Origin of the sequence: Novosphingobium sp. BL-52-GroH (assembly GCF_044813085.1) — a bacterium.
Taxonomy (GTDB): domain Bacteria; phylum Pseudomonadota; class Alphaproteobacteria; order Sphingomonadales; family Sphingomonadaceae; genus Novosphingobium.
Genome location: NZ_CP171151.1, coordinates 13,477 through 28,855, shown reverse-complemented (window position 1 = coordinate 28,855; position 15,379 = coordinate 13,477). Strand labels below are relative to the sequence as shown.

Genomic DNA, 15,379 nt, shown 5'->3' with positions numbered 1-15,379 from the left:
CAATGACCTCGCGCGATCGTTACGCGCCCGGCACCCACGATCCGGCGGACGGCCCTGTCATGCCCATTGCCGGGCAAGCGGCGCCGTTCGCCGTGGCCGCCCCGAGAGAAACCTATGCGCCCGACGCGCGCGGCAGGCTGTTCGCCTTTGCCGTCACCGTGGCCCTGCATGGAGCGGCGCTGATCGCCTTCATGCTGTTTCGCTCGGTCGCGGCTGTCGTCGCGCCGCCGCCTATGCCGCTGGTCGTGACGCTCCTGCCGCTGGCCAGCCCACCGCCGCAGGTGCGCGAGAAGATGGCCAAACCCAGGCCCGCCCCCCGGATTCCGACCCCGATGCAGCCACCTTCGATCATAGCGGTCCCGCAGCCGATCACCCCCGCAGCAGTTTCCTCGGTCATCATCCGGTCCGATCCCGCGCCGTCCGCACCAGCGTCGCCGGCGTCCCCGCCAACCGTCGCCGCGACGGTCGAAACCTCTGCCCCCGTCTCGGATGCTTCCAGCAAGGCAAAGGATAGCTGGGAAGGCCGCGTGCTCGCCGCGCTGGAAAGGCAGAAACGCTATCCGGCGGCCTCGCGCAGCCGACGGGAGCAGGGCGTCGTTTCCATCCGGTTCCGCCTGAACCGCGACGGGCGCGTGCTGTCATCCTCGATCGCGCAGGGTTCGGGTTTCGCTGCTCTCGACCACGAGGCCCTCGCTACGCTCTCCCGCGCCGAACCGCTGCCTCAATTCCCGCACGATATGCCCGGCGATACGCGGGAACTGGTCGTGCCGATGCAGTTCTTCCTGCGATGATATTTAAGAATGATTGAGTTGCGCCAACTCCGTTACCTGATCGCAGCCGCTGAGGCAGCCTCCTGCACGGGCGCGACCTTCTCCTGCCCTATGGCGTGGCCGACAAATCTCGTGACGTTCGCAACGTTGTGCATAGATGATCTGCTCGAGCAGATGAGCTGAGAGCATAGGTTCAAGCACGACCAGTCCGATCGTATTGACCAAATAACGCTCCCATTTCTGAGTCATCTAGCGATCCTGATCCTGTGGCTGATCTTGCTCGCCTGCTATGCGCATCTCGTTCCGCCTCTCAATCGTATCGGGACGGCCGTGCTCGCGCGGGTCAGCCTCGTATCGGTCATCGTCGGCTTCGCGGCCCAGACCACCCTCGGCAATCTCGTCGCCGGCATCAGTCTTGTTCCTCTACAAGCCCTTTCGTCGTGGTGATCGCATTCAGATCGCCGCTCCCACCAAAGATGAATTCGAGGTCGGCACCGTCGAGGACATCTCGCTCGGCTACACAGTCCATCGGCCTGACGACGGACGGGAAATCATCATCGCCAATGGCGCCCTGGGCAGAAAGTCGTGGCTCTTCGCTGGTTCAGATCGCGGCGGCCAGCGCACCCCCTTCATGCTGAGCCTCATTCGCACGGCAAAGCTCAACGACATCGATCCGCAGGCGTGGCTCGCCGACGTGCTCAGCCGCATCGCCAACATCTCCCAGAACCGCTGTACGTCTACACGGCTACAGCGCGGTCACGCGGTTTCCCTATGCTGCTGAATAACTCTGGTCGGGAGGCACTGGGTAAGCATTTCGTTTTAGCATCCAGGGAAGTCCGCGCCAGGAAATGGCAGTGACGATCCATAGCGGATTGCCAATGAAGCCCTAGCCGCTCCGCACGCAATCAAGCAGTGTATGTCGTCCACCACGCCATGAGCGCATCAATCACCGGGGCGAGGCCACGCGCTTTGATGGTAATCGCATAGTCGACCCGCGGCGGGACTTCGGCATACACGGTCCGCGATACCAACCCATCCCGCTCCAGTTCGCGCAACTGCGCCGTCAGCATATGTTGCGTTATGCCAGGTATCGACCGGCGCAACTCACCGAACCGATGCACGCGCTCGTTTAGCAGCCACAGGATTTCCAGCTTCCACTTGCCCGATAGGATCGCGAGCGCACGCCGCATTTCCGTATGCATGTCGCCATCGGACCCAATGGAACAGCCATTACTCTGCTTTTCCATACTAACAGACAGCTTTCCATCCTACTTGCGACCTGTTGTCTTAGACGACATCTCCGCTGCGTTGTGATCGAATGCAAGGGATATCGCCATGTTCAACGACGAGACGACCATTCACCCGACGCTCCATCATGTTGGCCTCACCACTGGCGACATGGACCGGCTCGCCAGGTGGTACGCCAAAGTGCTTGGCATGCGGCTGGTGTATCAATCGGAAAATCCGATCGGCGCGCCTGAAGGGGAGTTTCGCCCACGAGCGGCATGGCTGAGCAACGACGCCGCCAATCACCGCATCGCACTAGTTGAAATTCCGGGGCTCGGCTTCGATGTCGACCGCGCCAGGCACCAGCGCCTGCAGCATGTCGCCTTCGCCTATCGGTCGCTCGACGAACTGCTCGGTACGTACAGGCGATTGAAGGGGCTGGGTATCGTGCCCATCCTGTCGGTCGATGAGGGCGCGCAGACAGCCTTCTATTATGAAGATCCGGACCGCAACAGCGTCGAGTTGAACGTCAGCAATTTCGCCGAGTTCGAGGACAATTGGGGTTCGATCGAACATATGCAGACCTCCCCTGATTTCGCCAGGCGTCCGCTGGGCGTGGACGTCGATCCCGACAAACTGGCGGCGGCGCGTGAAGCCGGTGCCAGCCCTTGGGACCTGCACAAGCGCGCGTGGCAGCATGAGTTCGCCCCCGCCGTGCCCTATGATCCCATGGCACTTCTTTGACCGATGAATGTCCTTTGCCTTTAACGGAGATTGTCATGGCCGAACGTTCGCTACGCGATAGTAATTTCGTTTTCTTCGGCGGGTCGGCCGGGATCGGGCGGGCCGCAGCCGTCGCGATCGGGCAACGAGGCGCCAATGTCCTGATTGTCGGCCGCGGGCGCGAGGCGGGGGAAGCGGCGGCGGCGGCGGTAAAGGCGGCGGGCGCCGCCTCGGCCGAATTTCTCAGCGGCGATCTGTCGACCGTGGGCGGCATCGCTACGGTCGCCGCCGAGGTCGGCAAATGGAAACCGGCCCTGCATGGCGTCATGCACACGGCGATGGCGGCATTTCAGGGTAAGCAGATGACATCGGACGGCCTCGAATTCGCGTTTGCCCTGCAGTATCTTGCGCGGGCTGCGCTCAATCGGCTGCTCATCGACCCGCTCGCCGCTTCAGGGGACGGACGCATCGTGCATATCGCCGGCAATGTCCCGACGCTGTTCATGCCCGATCTCGACGATCTTCAGTTCGAGCAGCGTAAATGGAGCTTCTTCAAGTCGGTGCTCGGCACGCATCTGCTTGGCTTCCTCCACATACAAGAGGCGACCAGACGCTGGGCCGAACGGCCGGTGACGCTGACGGCGGTCTGCGTCAATTCTACAAAGACCAAGGCGATGGCTGATCCGGGCATGCCGTTGATCATGCGACTGATGGGCAGGTTCGGCACCACCCCGGAATTGTCGGCGCGCAATGCCGTGCGGGTGCTGTCCGAGGCTTCCGCAAAGGATGCGGCAGGTGCCGTGCTTCGTAATCCAAAACGCTATGCGCCCGAGACATTGGCGCTGGACGGACAAAAGGCGGCGAGGCTGTGGGAGATCACAAACAGCATTGCCGCCAAGCACGGCGTCGTCCTGCCATGAGGGCCACGCGATGAAGATCGACTGGATTTTCTGGCTGCTCCTCATAATCGGGCTAAGCTTGGTCGGCGTTGGAGGGATTTATTGGTTCGATCCCGACATCATGTACGGACTTTATGGCGCAGACCCCGGCGGCAAAATGGAGCACCATCTCGAACGGACGGGTTTTGGCGGACTGCATGTCGCAATCGGCATGGGCTTGCTCGCAGGCGCGGCAACGCCGCGTTTACGGCCCGCAGCATTGAGCCTCCAAATGATCTATCTTGCCGGAATCGTCTTTGGGCGCGTCGGCAGCTTTATCTTCGATGGCGTACCTGCCTCGCCGGTCATAATGCCCGAGTTCGTTGTCGAGTCGTTGCTACTCTTGGTGACGATCAGGCTGCACAGGTCCGCTCAACTTTGAACGGTGGGGACATCCCGTCCGTCGCCGATCATCGACCGGCGATGTAGGCCCCTGTGCATTATTCGGACACGGATTCACGGTAGCGGCTTCGCAAGCAGCGGCATGAAGCCATCAGCATCGAGTTTCAGGTTTTCCGCCCAAACATAGTCGCCGGTCAGGTTGATGTGATCCCACCCCAAGGGTGAGAGCCGGGCCAACATGGTCGGATCGACCGGGGTCCCCCGACGCCGCAATTCGTCAACGGCGCGGCCGAGATAGCGGCAGTTGAACAGGATGATTGCGGCGGACGTAAGATTGAGCGCCGCCGCCCGGATTTGTTGGCTTTCGAGGCCTCGATCCCGGAAACGCCCGAGGCGGTGGAAGGCGATAGCTCGCGCCAAGCTATTGCGCGCCTCCCCCTTGTTCAGTTCGGCTGTCACTCTCCGGCGAAGTTCCAGTTCCTCAAACCAACGCAATGTGAACAGCGTCCGCTCGATTCTCCCGATCTCGCGTAAGGCCAAGGCAAGGCTGTTCTGCTGGAGCCGATCGGAAACATTCCACCAGTCGAAGCCGAACAACACTACTATGCCATGCTGGACGACTTCCCACTGGCTGCCTAATTTAACAAAAATGGCCTCCGGCAATCCCGGCGCGTGTGTGGATGCCTCCCAGATTGCAAGGTGATTTTCTGACTTTGCTCGGCAGAGCGCTTCATCGGTCGTGTGTCAGGCCTCTGGTGTGGCTTGCTGACGCCACGGGCCGTTATGCAGTTCGAACGATCCGGGCCACATCGGTTCAGCGAGCTTGGGTTGCTCTCGCCCCGGGACTGGTTAGCCGTATCGTGAACATTGAAGTCCTTGCCGCATAGTATCAGTCGATCTCCTTGTCGGGACCGAGGCCCCGAGCGCTATGGCAGTTACGCCATCACGCCAAACGGTAATCTTCTTCGCGGGTCATCATCGCCCAAATTGTCCGCGCCATTTTGTTCGCCAGTGCTACGGCGACCACCATCCTAGGCCGGCGAGCCATCATGCGGCCCAGCCAGTTGTCGGGGAGAACGCCTTTGCGCACGATCCATCGTATCCTGCTCATCGCACCGACGACGAGAAGTTTGCGAATGTCGCTTTGACCCATTTTGCTCATGGATCCGAGGCGGGATTTTCCGCCCGTTGATCGCTGCTTCGGCACCAGGCCGAGCCATGCCGCGAAGTTTCTTCCGCTGGCGAAAGTCCGCAGATCTGGTGCAAACGCCATGATCGCACCGGCGGTCACTGGGCCAACGCCCGGCACCGTGCACAGGCGGGGATCGTTATGCCCGCCGTTGCAGCGTGTTCTTCCCGCCAATTCCTGCTAATGACCGATATCGTCAGCAAGCGAACATGGGCGCGTACGATCGAACCTTTGTGACCGTAGTGGTCAACGGGAAAGGCGTCGGGGAGCATCTGATAGTCCGCTCACTGACGCGGCCTTAATATTGGACCATAACCCTTGGATGCTGGCATCCATCAAGGCAGAAGCTATTCAAACCATTGATGCGTTAGAGCGCGTCGCTGTCCGAGGTGCCCATGGGTCGGGCGGCATGGCAATCGGCGCTGTAGCATCGGAAAATCGCAAAAATAATAAGGAAAAGCCCCAGACCTGCACGTGGCAAATCCGGGGCGGTAGAGGGTCAGGCTCGGGTAGCGGTCCGGGCGCAATTACGTCTACCTCAACCGTTATTTTTTGCCTGTGCCTCATGGTCTCGCGCCAAAGCATTCGACAGGTAGTTTTTAGCGTCAATCAGGGCTGCGTCGATTTTGCTGTAGTGCTCTTGAAGCGGCTCAATAACGCTGGTGGGAAGGTTCGAATCTGACAGATTACGAAGTTCTTCGAGGTTATCAGCGATCTGTTTTTCAAGTTCAGCGAGGAGGGGATGGATTGACACGCGGACTCCGTATTTTTGATATATTAATCAACAAGTTGAAGGAGGATCTTTTAATCAGCGCGCCTGCAAATGCAACCCGCAATAGCGTGATAGATGCCGTCATCCGAAGTCGTAAAGACAGATGTGGACGAGCCTTGGCAACCGTGCCGATTACCCTAATACGCAATCAGCAAGCTTCTCAAAGGCAATACGCCCTTCATCGTTCACAGCAATCGTTTGAACCACCGCATTATCCGCATTCCTGATGGTCACGGTCAGGGCATTAGACAGCAGATGGGCGAGCCTCCGCCCCTCCTCATTGGGCATTATCCAAATGTATGTATGGCCACCACGTTCAGGGAAGGGAAAAGCCGTAACGCCAGAAGATAAATCGTTTGTCGTGTAATCTCGCATGAGTATGCGCATGCTCAAGGAATTTGTATGGTCAATTGGGGCGATGGGCGACGCAAACGATAGAGACGTCATCTGCATTGTACCCATGAACATCGTGATTATCGCAGGCTGATTTTTGATGCCAAGCATGGCGCTGTAAGAAGAACTCTTGGTGTATATGGAGCAACTTATTCCGCCGCCAACATCTTTTTCGTCAGAAATATGTTCACGCCCAACGGCCCAACTATTCCCGATCCAAAAGGGCTCGCCATCTTGGGCGTGTGCAGGCGTGGCAACCCCGAAAAAACAGGCAATGAATAAGCCCCAAAGTTTACGCACGAAATTTCTCTCAGCAATTACAATCAAATTATCTTACGATATCCTGAGGCATTATCGACCGCTTCGCTTGAAGCGAAGGTACGTCGACAGAACGGCAGTAGGAATATCCATTGACGGATTTCGAGCGCAATATAGTTTAATTTCTCCAAAAACCCCATTAGCACTGGTAGTCGCGCCAACATCTACGCCAGGCAATGAATTAAATGAGTTTGCAGCATTAAACCCACTCCAATATCCCAGGACGTACTGTCGTATTTGGTTGCTGTCATTGACATTGCCTTCAGTCAAATCAGCACACACGAACCTCTGGCCATTTTTCAAAGGGCTATAAACTATAGGGTCTTCAGCGATTACAGGCGAAGCTGCCAAAACCGCCAGAAGTGTTACATATTTCAACATACTTCCCCCACGATGAAATAAGATCGCTCAGTTACGGCTGCGCATTGCCAGCCCGCTACATGAGATTTCCTAAATATTTTATTGTCACGGCTTCATGGACCAAATTCATGGTATGTTAGCTGCCAACAAAAGAGCGAGAGGATCAATGCTGTGTGACATCCGGCAACACCGTGTCGGATTCCGCCTAGATAACCCGAGTCCATAACGCGGTCTTCGTAAACAGCTTCTCTGTTGGATAGGGCTTGCCGTGGCGGGTCTCGTTCAGAAGTCCAAGCCAGCACAAGGGGCGCAGGATGTGGATGTAGGCCATTGCATAAGCCCGATGGTCTTCCGGTCCAGCCCCGAACAGCACCTCTGCGAAGCGATCGTAGGTTAGGCCGGTATGAGCTTCGACGTTGATGATATTGAGGAACAGCAGCCAATCCTCGGCGAGGTCGTCACCGTACCTGGTGTATCGGGAGTGATCGAGGACGAACAGGACGTGATGGGCCAAGGCGATCCAGAGATTGCCCGGATGCTGTAACAGATCCTTGCCCGTCTTCGTGATGTGCAGGAAGCCCTTCCGATGCCGAGCCAACTTGGCGCTCACCAACAGGTCATGCAGCACCACCAGCGGTGGGAAGTCGTGCTCGTTCAGCACCTTGTTAACCGCATAAAGGTCTTCGGCGGTGTAATAGGGCCAGTTGAACGCTTCGGCAGCCCACGTCACGAAATGCCGCTTCAACGCCTTGCTCTGCGTCAGACCGATGGGACCATGTTCCACGAGATACCCGAGGGTCAGCAAGGCACCGCGCAGCAACGGTGATTGGGCAAGGGCCGGGTCTTCATGCGCTGGGGCGACGAATTCAATCATAAGCCATGCTTACTGCAATCCAAGGTCGCACCGGACAAGGTGTTAACGCGATGTAAGGTTGCCGGGCAGCATCATCGCGGTCATGCGCAGCAATGTCATCCACTTCCCCCGCCGCAAGCGTCGTGCATGAGCGTGACGTTATACAGGAAGCGCAAGGCCGACACGGTGCCGTTGATGGTGCTCGGCCTGACCCCGCTCTGATGCTGCATGAGCTGAAAGCGGCGAAGGTCCTCTTCCGTTGCCGTATCGGGAGGGCGCCCCAGGAAGGCTGCAAGGCGCTTCACATGGCGCACGTAATCCTGCTGGGTATGGGGACCGAGGCCTCGCATCATCATGTCGTGCTGCATCCACTGGCGCAGCGGGCTGATCGGGGCGGTATTGATCGAGACAGTCATGGCAAGTTCCTCTCCGTTGAAGGAACTGCCAGTCTCGCCCCGCTAAAGGCCTACATATAACACGTTACAGTGCACCATGCGGCCTCCCGCGAAGCGGGTCGTCTAATCGCCCCTCTGTCAAGCCAGCCAAATCATTCGTTCGTTCATTCATAACTGTTGCCAAGCGTATGCCGGGTACAGGGTCGTCTACGCGGTCGATGCAAGTTGATCGCCGCAGGATGGGTTCCGTAGGCAAGATCTTCCTATGTTCGTGACGCAATCTGCTCCCAAAGGCCAGTTGCTTCCCGCTTCGCAGAATGATCTCAGCCGCGTCCCCGGCAGGGACGGCTCGGCGCGGCCTTAAAGGACGCTATCGGTGAACTTTAGATGCGCTGGTGACGATGTGTCGTCGTTCATCAAGTTGGCGCGGCGGCTCCAGCATTTGGATCAAACAGCTCGCCTGTCTTCAGCATCGCGTGCATGATTACCGCCAGTTTGCGCGCGAGCGCAACTGCAGCTCGTTTGAAACCAAGCCGCTCCTTCAGCGCCAGGGCCCAGGTACGCAATGCGTTCGTCTCTGTCGACCTGTTCAAAATGACCGAGGCTGCCTCGTACAAGAGGGTGCGTAACTTAGCGTCGCCGCGACGGGAGATATGGCCTTCATAATCCACCTCTCCCGATTGATACCGCTTTGGGGTCAGACCGACCCAGGCGCCTACAGCGCGCGAGTTTTTAAAGTTGATCGAATCCTCCACTGCTGCTGCGAAGGCCGTGGCAGTGACCGTACCCACACCAGGCACGGACGTGAGCAGGCGGCAACGTTGATCCGCGCCGGCCATCGCAACCAGTTGCTTGGTCAATTCCGCAACGCGAAGCCGGATATCGCCCCAGGCTTTAAGCAGAGGTAGGATGATGCGTGCCAAATTGTCCTCGCCTTCCAAAAGCGAAATTACATTGCGGTCGAAGACGCTGCCGGCGCCTTTGGGCACTACCAGCCCAAACGTCTTCATCAGCCCACGTATCTGGTTCGACATCTGCACCCTCATCTTCATGAGTTGACGGCGGGCGGTGATCAGCGTCCTCATCAACATGCTGTCGAAGCCTTTGACGCGGACCTCCCTATAGAAACCAACTTCAGCCAGATGGGCCAGGCCGTCAGCGTCGTTCGCATCGGTCTTGTTGGCAGCCATATCGAGAGCGGCCTTGGCATGGCGCGCATCTATACAGATCGCCGGCAGACCTTCCGCAGTGAGGGCATGAAAAAACCATACCGACAAAGGTCCGGTCTCAAATACCACGCGCTTTGCATTCGGTGCGCGCTTTCGGATCACTTCTGCGAGAAGCTTCGGGTCGGATGCACACTTGCCACGCCAAATGCGCTTGCCGTCCTGACGAACCGATACTGAAGTGTCTTTCAGGGAGACGTCGAGTCCTATATGCTGATCCACGGTTGTCCTCCATATGATGCTGGGCCCGGTCCAAAATCGTGAGCCCGTTCTTCATCTTATCGGGGGGCAACCAACCTTCCAGTAATCCCGTGCATCTGGCCAACGGCTGGCGCTCCCGCGATTACGTCATGTTCGTGCATGGGTGGGTAGCAGACAGTCCGTAAGGTCAACTCTACCGGACCACTCTTTGCCAAAATATGCACGTCAACAGCGCGAACCCGACCAGTGTGGATACAGCCGTGGCAAAGCGCAGGTTCGGGATTTGGATCAAGAACAGTTCAAGTAAGAAGAGCAAGGGCGTCAATGACAAACTGGCCAACGCTGCCATTCTGCGGGAAACGAAGAGCTTGCCCAGCTTGTAGGCCGGTGCAGCAATGGCGACCATCGCCACAGGCCGCACCGCCAAGGCGATCAAATCTGCTAACTGGTTCACCCCTCACGGGTAGTGCGGTAACCAGCCCGCGGATGAAAGCATGATCAATCGTCGTCGATCAGGAGCCCGCGGCACACCCGCCAAGGTCAATGCAACCGCTGGTCTTGCGGCCAGCGAAGAGGTAAACTCGGCCAGCGTCTCAGAAGGCAGTCATGAGAGGGTGTCATTTCGCCATCAGCCGGAACCGACCCCTCACAGGCCAAGCATGACGGCCGCCGATCTATTCGCTACACACCGGACAGGCTAGGGCCATCACCGATGATGGGATTTGGGGGGGATATAGATGCAGCGCTTGAGAACGATTCTTTTTTCCGTCCTGCTCGCGCTACCTGCTGCATCATTCGCCGGAGAGCAAGATCAACCCTTACGAGCGCAGTGGACTGCGCTGGCCGAACAGCCCGGTTCCCAGGACTGGGAATTGACGTTGGGGTATCCCCATTATCAGCGCCAAATCGCCCTGATCGTGCCGCGCACGCTTTATCGGCTTGATGTCGAGGCGACCGGCATCGACGGAAAGAAGGTTGGTTCGGAAGGTCTGCTGTTGCTTGGTATTGAGAACCGACCCGGCACCCGCTGCGAGCCTGTATTACGGGAAAAGTGGAATAATTTCGTGTGCTTGGTGGACGCCAACGCGGACGGAAATTTCGATCATTATTTCCTGTCCGCTGGCCGCAGCACAATCTACCAGACCGGCAAGGCCAGTCGTCTTGTCGCCCTCAAATCGTCTGTAACACTGACCCCCGTTGATCCTCGCACGATGGACACGGTGAAGCTGAATCTCAATTTCATCGGCACCCCCGGGGGCTTTCTCGGATCAGCGGTTAACCGCTTTAAAATCTGCATGAGCGTATGGCGGCCTGCCTTGCTCGCTAGTGGCACATGGGTGGTTTCGTGTATGCCTGAATTTCGGGTCGCAGACAGCGATTTTCCGGCAACATACAATATCATGGGCCGCCAGATCACTTTTGTTACTCGCGAGAACAAGACAGCGAAACTGACGGTCATCTTCCCCGCTGCCGATGTGGTCTTTTGAGGCTTGCCGCGCCTGATCTTGTTTAGGGGATCTGCCCTTTAAACGCGCCGCACCGGGGCGAACTTCCCCGCGAACTCGCGATCGGCATGATAGGCGAGCTTGGTGGCGACGATCGGACGCTGGCCGGCGAGGAACAGGAGCTGCAAATCGGGCCGCAGGGTGCGGATTTCATCGGGGGTAAGCAGGGCGCGACCGAGGGGATAGGCAACAGGCTCACATATTTGGCAAGCAGGGCTTTACCTCGATCGTTGGTCAGCCGGCTTGCCGCCCTCCCATACAGGCGCCCGCAATAACGACACATGTTCGCGGACAGGTTGAACACGTCCTTCAGCGCTTACCGAAAGCCTGTATCCGTCCGGCGAGACGCGCCTTGTCGTGAGGTAGGGGCCTGCTCTTAAGAACGCTCTCGAGAGCACGCTTAGGAGCAGTGGATGCGGCAGATCACGGTGATGACCGGGCCGGAACGGCGGCGGCGTTGGAGCGACGAGGAGCGGCTCCAGATTTTGGCAGAAGCCTTTGCGCCTGGGGCCAGCGTTTTGGCTGTGGCGCGGCGGCACGATATTTCCACGGCGCGTATTTACACGTGGCGCAACAAGCTGCGGCACCCGCCCGCCCTGACGGAGTTCGCCGCGGCGGTGGTTGATGAGGGCGAACAGCAGAAGGTGCATCAGGCCGCAATGCCGGTGATCATCGTGGATGTGGGTAGCAAAGGGCGGGTGACCGAGCAAATAGGAAGCGCCGATTGGGGAAGTGCGGCAGCGGATCAACTGAGGAAATTGGAATGCTCGCCGTGACATCGGATCGACGATCCAAATCGGCCGGGCGTAACGGTTGACAGGCCATTAATGTGAGCAGGACACCACCGTTTGCGAGCTGACGCGGATGATCGCGAGTACATTGTCAGATAGTGTGAGCACCGTAGCGTACCGACTGTCAGTCAATGCGAGCAGGAAATGACCCTGTTTGCGAGCAAGCGACGCTACGTTTGCAAGCCGCTACACCTAGCGATCGAGTTCGGAGGCGTCCTGCAGGGGCAATGGTTTTGAGCGCGCGCGATCGGCCCGTGCCGATGGTCATTGAAAAATAGCGCGAATCGACTAAATGGGTCCATGGAGGCTTTGTTGGCGGAAACGCTTACATTGCCTTCTCTCGTTTTAGGCCAGCGGTTTTGGCCTCAGATCGTCGATCAGCTTCATTCCGTAGATCCGATCGCCCCCTCCGTTTCGCGTTTGAACTGAAGGCGGCGGACCAATTCGGCCAACGGGCGCAGTTCCACGCGAGCGGGCGCTGTCATGCGCCGGAGGCGCAGGCCCCAGCTAATGACATAGGCAACGATGTCGGCCGTCTGGATGAGGGTCGTGAGGTCGCTATGCACGAAGAAGGGCTCAGGAATGATGAGCCGCGATCGGCTTCGACCGTTGCGCGCGTTCACGAAATAGCTCGATACCTGCCCGAGCAGGATATGCGCTGCGCTCCGATCCAGTTCGTCGAACACCAAATATCCCATCGGATCGCCAGGCAGACCATTGAGGAAATAGTAGAAGCGCTCGAACAGGAACGCATAATCCTTGCGCAGTGCGTCCCCGCGTTCGGGTCGCGGCGCCTCGCGCGGCACGATGGTCGCGAAGACTTTCGCGCCATGCCGGCGCGCCAGATCAAGGCTGAACCGGCAATATTCGATCTTGGCCTGACCCAATGCGGTCAGCCGGTCTCGCGTAACCGATGTCCCGTCGATCAGCAACTCGCGAGCGAGTTGCGCGCGCTGGGTATGCTCGAACGGATCTAGCTGCGCGGCGTGCTTGAACGTCTTGCGGTCCAGCAGCTTTTGCGCCTTCGCTTCCCGGCCATAGGCCTCGAACAGGCGCATGCCGAAGATATGCTGCTGCGCGTCGGACAGGTCTCGGATGAGCGGCCAGACGCGGCGATCTTCAACCGCTATGCCGGCAAGCACTTCATAGGGGGAATGACGTTGATCCTGCCCCGATTCATCAATGAACAACGTCCAGCTCACGGTTGCGCGCGTCCTTATTCTTCAAGCCCGCGTGCCGTCGATCAGCCCCGGTCGAAACGATGCCGGGTATTTGCCAGATTTGTCGCATAGGTAAAACCCGCATCACCGTCGGCAGCGATCGCCGGCCCTCTGTGTCGAAGGCGGGCACAGGCCAGCTTCAACCCCTGAGCGCCGGTGATCCTCGGGGAGAACAGCGCCGGAAAAACGAACCGCGAACGCGCCGTCGCCTTGCGGAACGACGGTGACGACGAGGTCTCCCGCGGTTGCCGTCCCGGCCTCCGGATCGACGATCCACCCACCCAGATGCTTCTGCGTCATCACCACCTCCTGAACGTCCTCTATAAAAATCCCGCGCCGGCGTGATCGTCGAAACGCTCGGCCGAACGCACGTAGCCGAGCAACACCTTGAGTGACTTGTGCCGCGAGACCTCCTGCATCTTGGCGAGCGAGGCGCGGGTGCGCGCCGCCTCGGTCAGAAACCCTGCTCGCAGCGAATGCCCCGCCATCACCTCAGGATCGAGCCCCTGGAGCCTGGCGTAGCGCTTGACCAGACGCGCCACCGAGCGATCGGACATCGCCTCCAGGGTGAACTCGCCCTTGGTCCCGATCCGCGTGAACAGCGGCCCCGGCGCCCCGCCCCTCACCTGCAACCAGGCATTGAGGTGGGCGACGGGTCTCAGGGTCTTCCCCGCCGGCACCGCGATGGTAGCCCCCTCGCCTTCCTGATCGGTCTTGGAATAGCCCACGCGCACCGTCATCCCGGCGTCAACCAGTTCGACGTCCGCCAGCTGCAGCGCCACCAGTTCGGAGCGGCGTAGCGCCGCGGCGAGGCCGAGCGCGAGGATCGCCCGGTCGCGCACGGCACGCGTGCTCAGCCCGTCCGCCTTGGCGATCATGCCCGCCAGATCCTTCGCGCCGATCGCGGCTTTCTTGCGGGTGGGCCGCGCCCGCTGTTCGCGCCGGATTCCGGACAGCGTATCGGCGATCAGCTGGTGGGTGTCGTGCGCGGTCGGCGGCGGCAGGCCCGCGTGACGATGCTGCCAGACGATCGCGGCGACGTGGCGGGTGACGGTGCTGTCCGCGCGGCCCGCGCGGGCGAGCGAGGCGAGGTAGGTGGCGACGACCTCGGGACCTGCGGGCAGCGGCTCGAGCCCCCTGCCCCAGCACCAGTCCTGGAACTGGCGCCAGTCGCTCGCATAGGCGCGCAGGGTGTTGGTGCTGCGCGCGCGCAGGCGATAGGTCCGGGCGGCGTCGACTTCGGCGACGAGTTCAGGAGTGGAAGCTGGCAACAGCTCGCTGGCCGCGACAAGCGCGTTCGCCGGGCCCGCGATTTCCGCCCGCCCTGCCCCGTCTCCGATCTGCTGGTCCACCCACATGCTCCCTCCCGTCCGTTCGTGCTTTCACACGGAAAACCCCTCACCTCATAGCCTGATTTCTACTGTCCGTGAAGGACACTTATCGGACAGACTATCGGGCCTCAAAGGGGAGTTACCTTTCTAAATTTCCTATTTTCTTCCAATTAGCCGCCCCGCCAGCCTCGTGGCGTCTCGTCTTCGCGCGCAACGATGGCGCCTCACCGCTGCTGCTCAGAACTGAAGCACCCGCCGCTTGCCAAGCCGCCGTCAGCATCTTGCGGGGATCCGTCCCCTCACCCGCGCCGAAATGGCGCAAGTCATGGGTGTGACTAAGCGCAGGGCCACACAAACCCCCTTCAACGCTTTAAGCGGCCGGGCTCATTGCAGGGGCCGCTCGCATGCGGTCTTCCCGTCGTCGCGCTACTCGAACCATAATCGCGGCTTTTCACTCTGACTCGAAATTCGCCCGTGTCAAACCCGCGATTCCCCACGAGGGAATAGGGTTGAAGCGCCCATCCTATACGCGTAGCGCGTAGGGTATAGTTGGCCGGCTTGGCATTATCCCGCCCGCAGCCTGATCGGGTGGCGTAGGCTACCGGACAGGGTTGCCCTTCTCGTTTTCGAGCCGGACAACTTCGCGCTCAAGGACATCGCGGATAAACGCCGCGCGTCGCTGCCGCCCAACCAGAGCATCAATGCGTTCGCCGAGCCCTTCCGGCAAGCGAATGTTGGTCGATTTAACGTTGAGTGGCGGCCTTCCCATAGAGGCGTCGTAGCCGGCCACGCGGCCTGTTCAATCAGAAGCTCATTAAGCGGTGC

18 protein-coding genes and 3 pseudogenes are annotated in these 15,379 nt (G+C 59.4%); 7 read left to right on the top strand and 14 right to left on the bottom strand.

Features of this window, described 5'->3' with window-relative positions:
* Positions 1–2: 2 nt before the first annotated feature.
* Both ACFFDA_RS10195 and ACFFDA_RS10190 read left to right on the top strand, forming a co-directional pair.
* On the top strand, positions 3–791 hold the full coding sequence (locus ACFFDA_RS10195) for a TonB family protein (protein WP_404479013.1): 789 nt from the start codon (positions 3–5) through the stop codon (positions 789–791).
* Positions 792–1,059: 268 nt separating this feature from the next.
* Positions 1,060–1,551 carry a transposase domain-containing protein gene (locus tag ACFFDA_RS10190; RefSeq protein ID WP_404479012.1) on the top strand — a complete coding sequence of 164 codons (492 nt, stop codon included), beginning with the start codon at positions 1,060–1,062 and terminating at the stop codon, positions 1,549–1,551.
* Between the two features lie 124 nt (positions 1,552–1,675).
* Here the strand turns inward: ACFFDA_RS10190 and ACFFDA_RS10185 are convergent, their stop codons facing one another.
* Positions 1,676–2,017 (bottom strand): winged helix-turn-helix transcriptional regulator, encoded by a 342-nt coding sequence (locus ACFFDA_RS10185; protein ID WP_404479011.1) that lies wholly within the window; start codon positions 2,015–2,017, stop codon positions 1,676–1,678.
* Between the two features lie 88 nt (positions 2,018–2,105).
* Between ACFFDA_RS10185 and ACFFDA_RS10180 the strand changes: the two genes are divergently transcribed.
* Genes ACFFDA_RS10180 through ACFFDA_RS10170 form a run of 3 tightly spaced genes read left to right on the top strand, consistent with a single transcriptional unit; the run spans position 2,106 to position 4,040 of the window.
* The gene (locus ACFFDA_RS10180) at positions 2,106–2,741 is read left to right on the top strand and encodes a VOC family protein (RefSeq protein WP_404479010.1); all 636 of its coding nucleotides are present in this window, start codon (positions 2,106–2,108) and stop codon (positions 2,739–2,741) included.
* Between the two features lie 35 nt (positions 2,742–2,776).
* The gene (locus ACFFDA_RS10175) at positions 2,777–3,640 is read left to right on the top strand and encodes an SDR family NAD(P)-dependent oxidoreductase (RefSeq protein WP_404479009.1); all 864 of its coding nucleotides are present in this window, start codon (positions 2,777–2,779) and stop codon (positions 3,638–3,640) included.
* A 10-nt stretch (positions 3,641–3,650) separates the two neighbouring features.
* On the top strand, positions 3,651–4,040 hold the full coding sequence (locus ACFFDA_RS10170; RefSeq protein WP_404479008.1) for a DUF4345 family protein: 390 nt from the start codon (positions 3,651–3,653) through the stop codon (positions 4,038–4,040).
* Between the two features lie 74 nt (positions 4,041–4,114).
* Here ACFFDA_RS10170 and ACFFDA_RS10165 read toward each other — a convergent pair.
* From ACFFDA_RS10165 to ACFFDA_RS10130, 8 genes and pseudogenes are all read right to left on the bottom strand, one after another.
* Positions 4,115–4,558: pseudogene (locus ACFFDA_RS10165) on the bottom strand (Tn3 family transposase); the annotation flags it as partial.
* A 385-nt stretch (positions 4,559–4,943) separates the two neighbouring features.
* A pseudogene (locus ACFFDA_RS10160) lies at positions 4,944–5,321 on the bottom strand (transposase); the annotation flags it as partial.
* A gap of 406 nt (positions 5,322–5,727) precedes the next feature.
* Positions 5,728–5,943 (bottom strand): hypothetical protein, encoded by a 216-nt coding sequence (locus tag ACFFDA_RS10155; RefSeq protein ID WP_404479007.1) that lies wholly within the window; start codon positions 5,941–5,943, stop codon positions 5,728–5,730.
* 150 nt (positions 5,944–6,093) lie between these two features.
* Positions 6,094–6,654 (bottom strand): hypothetical protein, encoded by a 561-nt coding sequence (locus ACFFDA_RS10150; protein ID WP_404479006.1) that lies wholly within the window; start codon positions 6,652–6,654, stop codon positions 6,094–6,096.
* A gap of 583 nt (positions 6,655–7,237) precedes the next feature.
* Complete coding sequence (locus ACFFDA_RS10145) at positions 7,238–7,906, bottom strand: hypothetical protein (RefSeq protein ID WP_404479005.1); 669 nt, start codon at positions 7,904–7,906, stop codon at positions 7,238–7,240.
* Between the two features lie 95 nt (positions 7,907–8,001).
* Positions 8,002–8,301 carry a phage integrase N-terminal SAM-like domain-containing protein gene (locus ACFFDA_RS10140; protein ID WP_404479004.1) on the bottom strand — a complete coding sequence of 100 codons (300 nt, stop codon included), beginning with the start codon at positions 8,299–8,301 and terminating at the stop codon, positions 8,002–8,004.
* A 395-nt stretch (positions 8,302–8,696) separates the two neighbouring features.
* A complete protein-coding gene (locus ACFFDA_RS10135; RefSeq protein WP_404479003.1) occupies positions 8,697–9,728 on the bottom strand; it encodes an IS110 family transposase in 1,032 nt (343 codons plus the stop codon).
* Between the two features lie 172 nt (positions 9,729–9,900).
* A complete protein-coding gene (locus ACFFDA_RS10130) occupies positions 9,901–10,161 on the bottom strand; it encodes a hypothetical protein (RefSeq protein WP_404479002.1) in 261 nt (86 codons plus the stop codon).
* 283 nt (positions 10,162–10,444) lie between these two features.
* Here ACFFDA_RS10130 and ACFFDA_RS10125 point away from each other — a divergent pair, with 283 nt between their 5' ends.
* Complete coding sequence (locus tag ACFFDA_RS10125; RefSeq protein WP_404479001.1) at positions 10,445–11,194, top strand: hypothetical protein; 750 nt, start codon at positions 10,445–10,447, stop codon at positions 11,192–11,194.
* 38 nt (positions 11,195–11,232) lie between these two features.
* Here the strand turns inward: ACFFDA_RS10125 and ACFFDA_RS10120 are convergent.
* Positions 11,233–11,391: pseudogene (locus ACFFDA_RS10120) on the bottom strand (type IV secretory system conjugative DNA transfer family protein); the annotation flags it as partial.
* A gap of 234 nt (positions 11,392–11,625) precedes the next feature.
* On the opposite strand from ACFFDA_RS10120, the gene ACFFDA_RS10115 reads away from it, so the two are divergent.
* On the top strand, positions 11,626–11,988 hold the full coding sequence (locus ACFFDA_RS10115; protein ID WP_404479000.1) for a transposase: 363 nt from the start codon (positions 11,626–11,628) through the stop codon (positions 11,986–11,988).
* 398 nt (positions 11,989–12,386) lie between these two features.
* Here the strand turns inward: ACFFDA_RS10115 and ACFFDA_RS10110 are convergent, their stop codons facing one another.
* From ACFFDA_RS10110 to ACFFDA_RS10095, 4 genes are all read right to left on the bottom strand, one after another.
* The gene (locus tag ACFFDA_RS10110) at positions 12,387–13,205 is read right to left on the bottom strand and encodes a DUF3800 domain-containing protein (RefSeq protein WP_404478999.1); all 819 of its coding nucleotides are present in this window, start codon (positions 13,203–13,205) and stop codon (positions 12,387–12,389) included.
* A 102-nt stretch (positions 13,206–13,307) separates the two neighbouring features.
* Positions 13,308–13,523: a hypothetical protein gene (locus ACFFDA_RS10105; RefSeq protein ID WP_404478998.1), complete on the bottom strand. Its 216-nt coding sequence runs from the start codon at positions 13,521–13,523 to the stop codon at positions 13,308–13,310.
* Between the two features lie 20 nt (positions 13,524–13,543).
* Positions 13,544–14,575, bottom strand: coding sequence for a tyrosine-type recombinase/integrase (locus ACFFDA_RS10100; RefSeq protein ID WP_404478997.1), 1,032 nt, complete (start codon positions 14,573–14,575; stop codon positions 13,544–13,546).
* A 577-nt stretch (positions 14,576–15,152) separates the two neighbouring features.
* The gene (locus ACFFDA_RS10095; protein WP_404478996.1) at positions 15,153–15,344 is read right to left on the bottom strand and encodes a hypothetical protein; all 192 of its coding nucleotides are present in this window, start codon (positions 15,342–15,344) and stop codon (positions 15,153–15,155) included.
* Positions 15,345–15,379 lie beyond the last annotated feature (35 nt).

Bases quoted from the DNA above. Each gene is read 5' to 3' on its own strand.
- ACFFDA_RS10145 (WP_404479005.1), bottom strand. From the start codon at position 7,906: ATGATTGAATTCGTCGCCCCAGCGCATGAAGACCCGGCCCTTGCCCAA.
- ACFFDA_RS10195 (WP_404479013.1), top strand. From the start codon at position 3: ATGACCTCGCGCGATCGTTACGCGCCCGGCACCCACGATCCGGCGGAC.
- ACFFDA_RS10115 (WP_404479000.1), top strand. From the start codon at position 11,626: ATGCGGCAGATCACGGTGATGACCGGGCCGGAACGGCGGCGGCGTTGG.
- ACFFDA_RS10140 (WP_404479004.1), bottom strand. From the start codon at position 8,301: ATGACTGTCTCGATCAATACCGCCCCGATCAGCCCGCTGCGCCAGTGG.
- ACFFDA_RS10190 (WP_404479012.1), top strand. From the start codon at position 1,060: ATGCGCATCTCGTTCCGCCTCTCAATCGTATCGGGACGGCCGTGCTCG.
- ACFFDA_RS10180 (WP_404479010.1), top strand. From the start codon at position 2,106: ATGTTCAACGACGAGACGACCATTCACCCGACGCTCCATCATGTTGGC.
- ACFFDA_RS10105 (WP_404478998.1), bottom strand. From the start codon at position 13,523: ATGACGCAGAAGCATCTGGGTGGGTGGATCGTCGATCCGGAGGCCGGG.
- ACFFDA_RS10185 (WP_404479011.1), bottom strand. From the start codon at position 2,017: ATGGAAAAGCAGAGTAATGGCTGTTCCATTGGGTCCGATGGCGACATG.
- ACFFDA_RS10170 (WP_404479008.1), top strand. From the start codon at position 3,651: ATGAAGATCGACTGGATTTTCTGGCTGCTCCTCATAATCGGGCTAAGC.
- ACFFDA_RS10125 (WP_404479001.1), top strand. From the start codon at position 10,445: ATGCAGCGCTTGAGAACGATTCTTTTTTCCGTCCTGCTCGCGCTACCT.
- ACFFDA_RS10175 (WP_404479009.1), top strand. From the start codon at position 2,777: ATGGCCGAACGTTCGCTACGCGATAGTAATTTCGTTTTCTTCGGCGGG.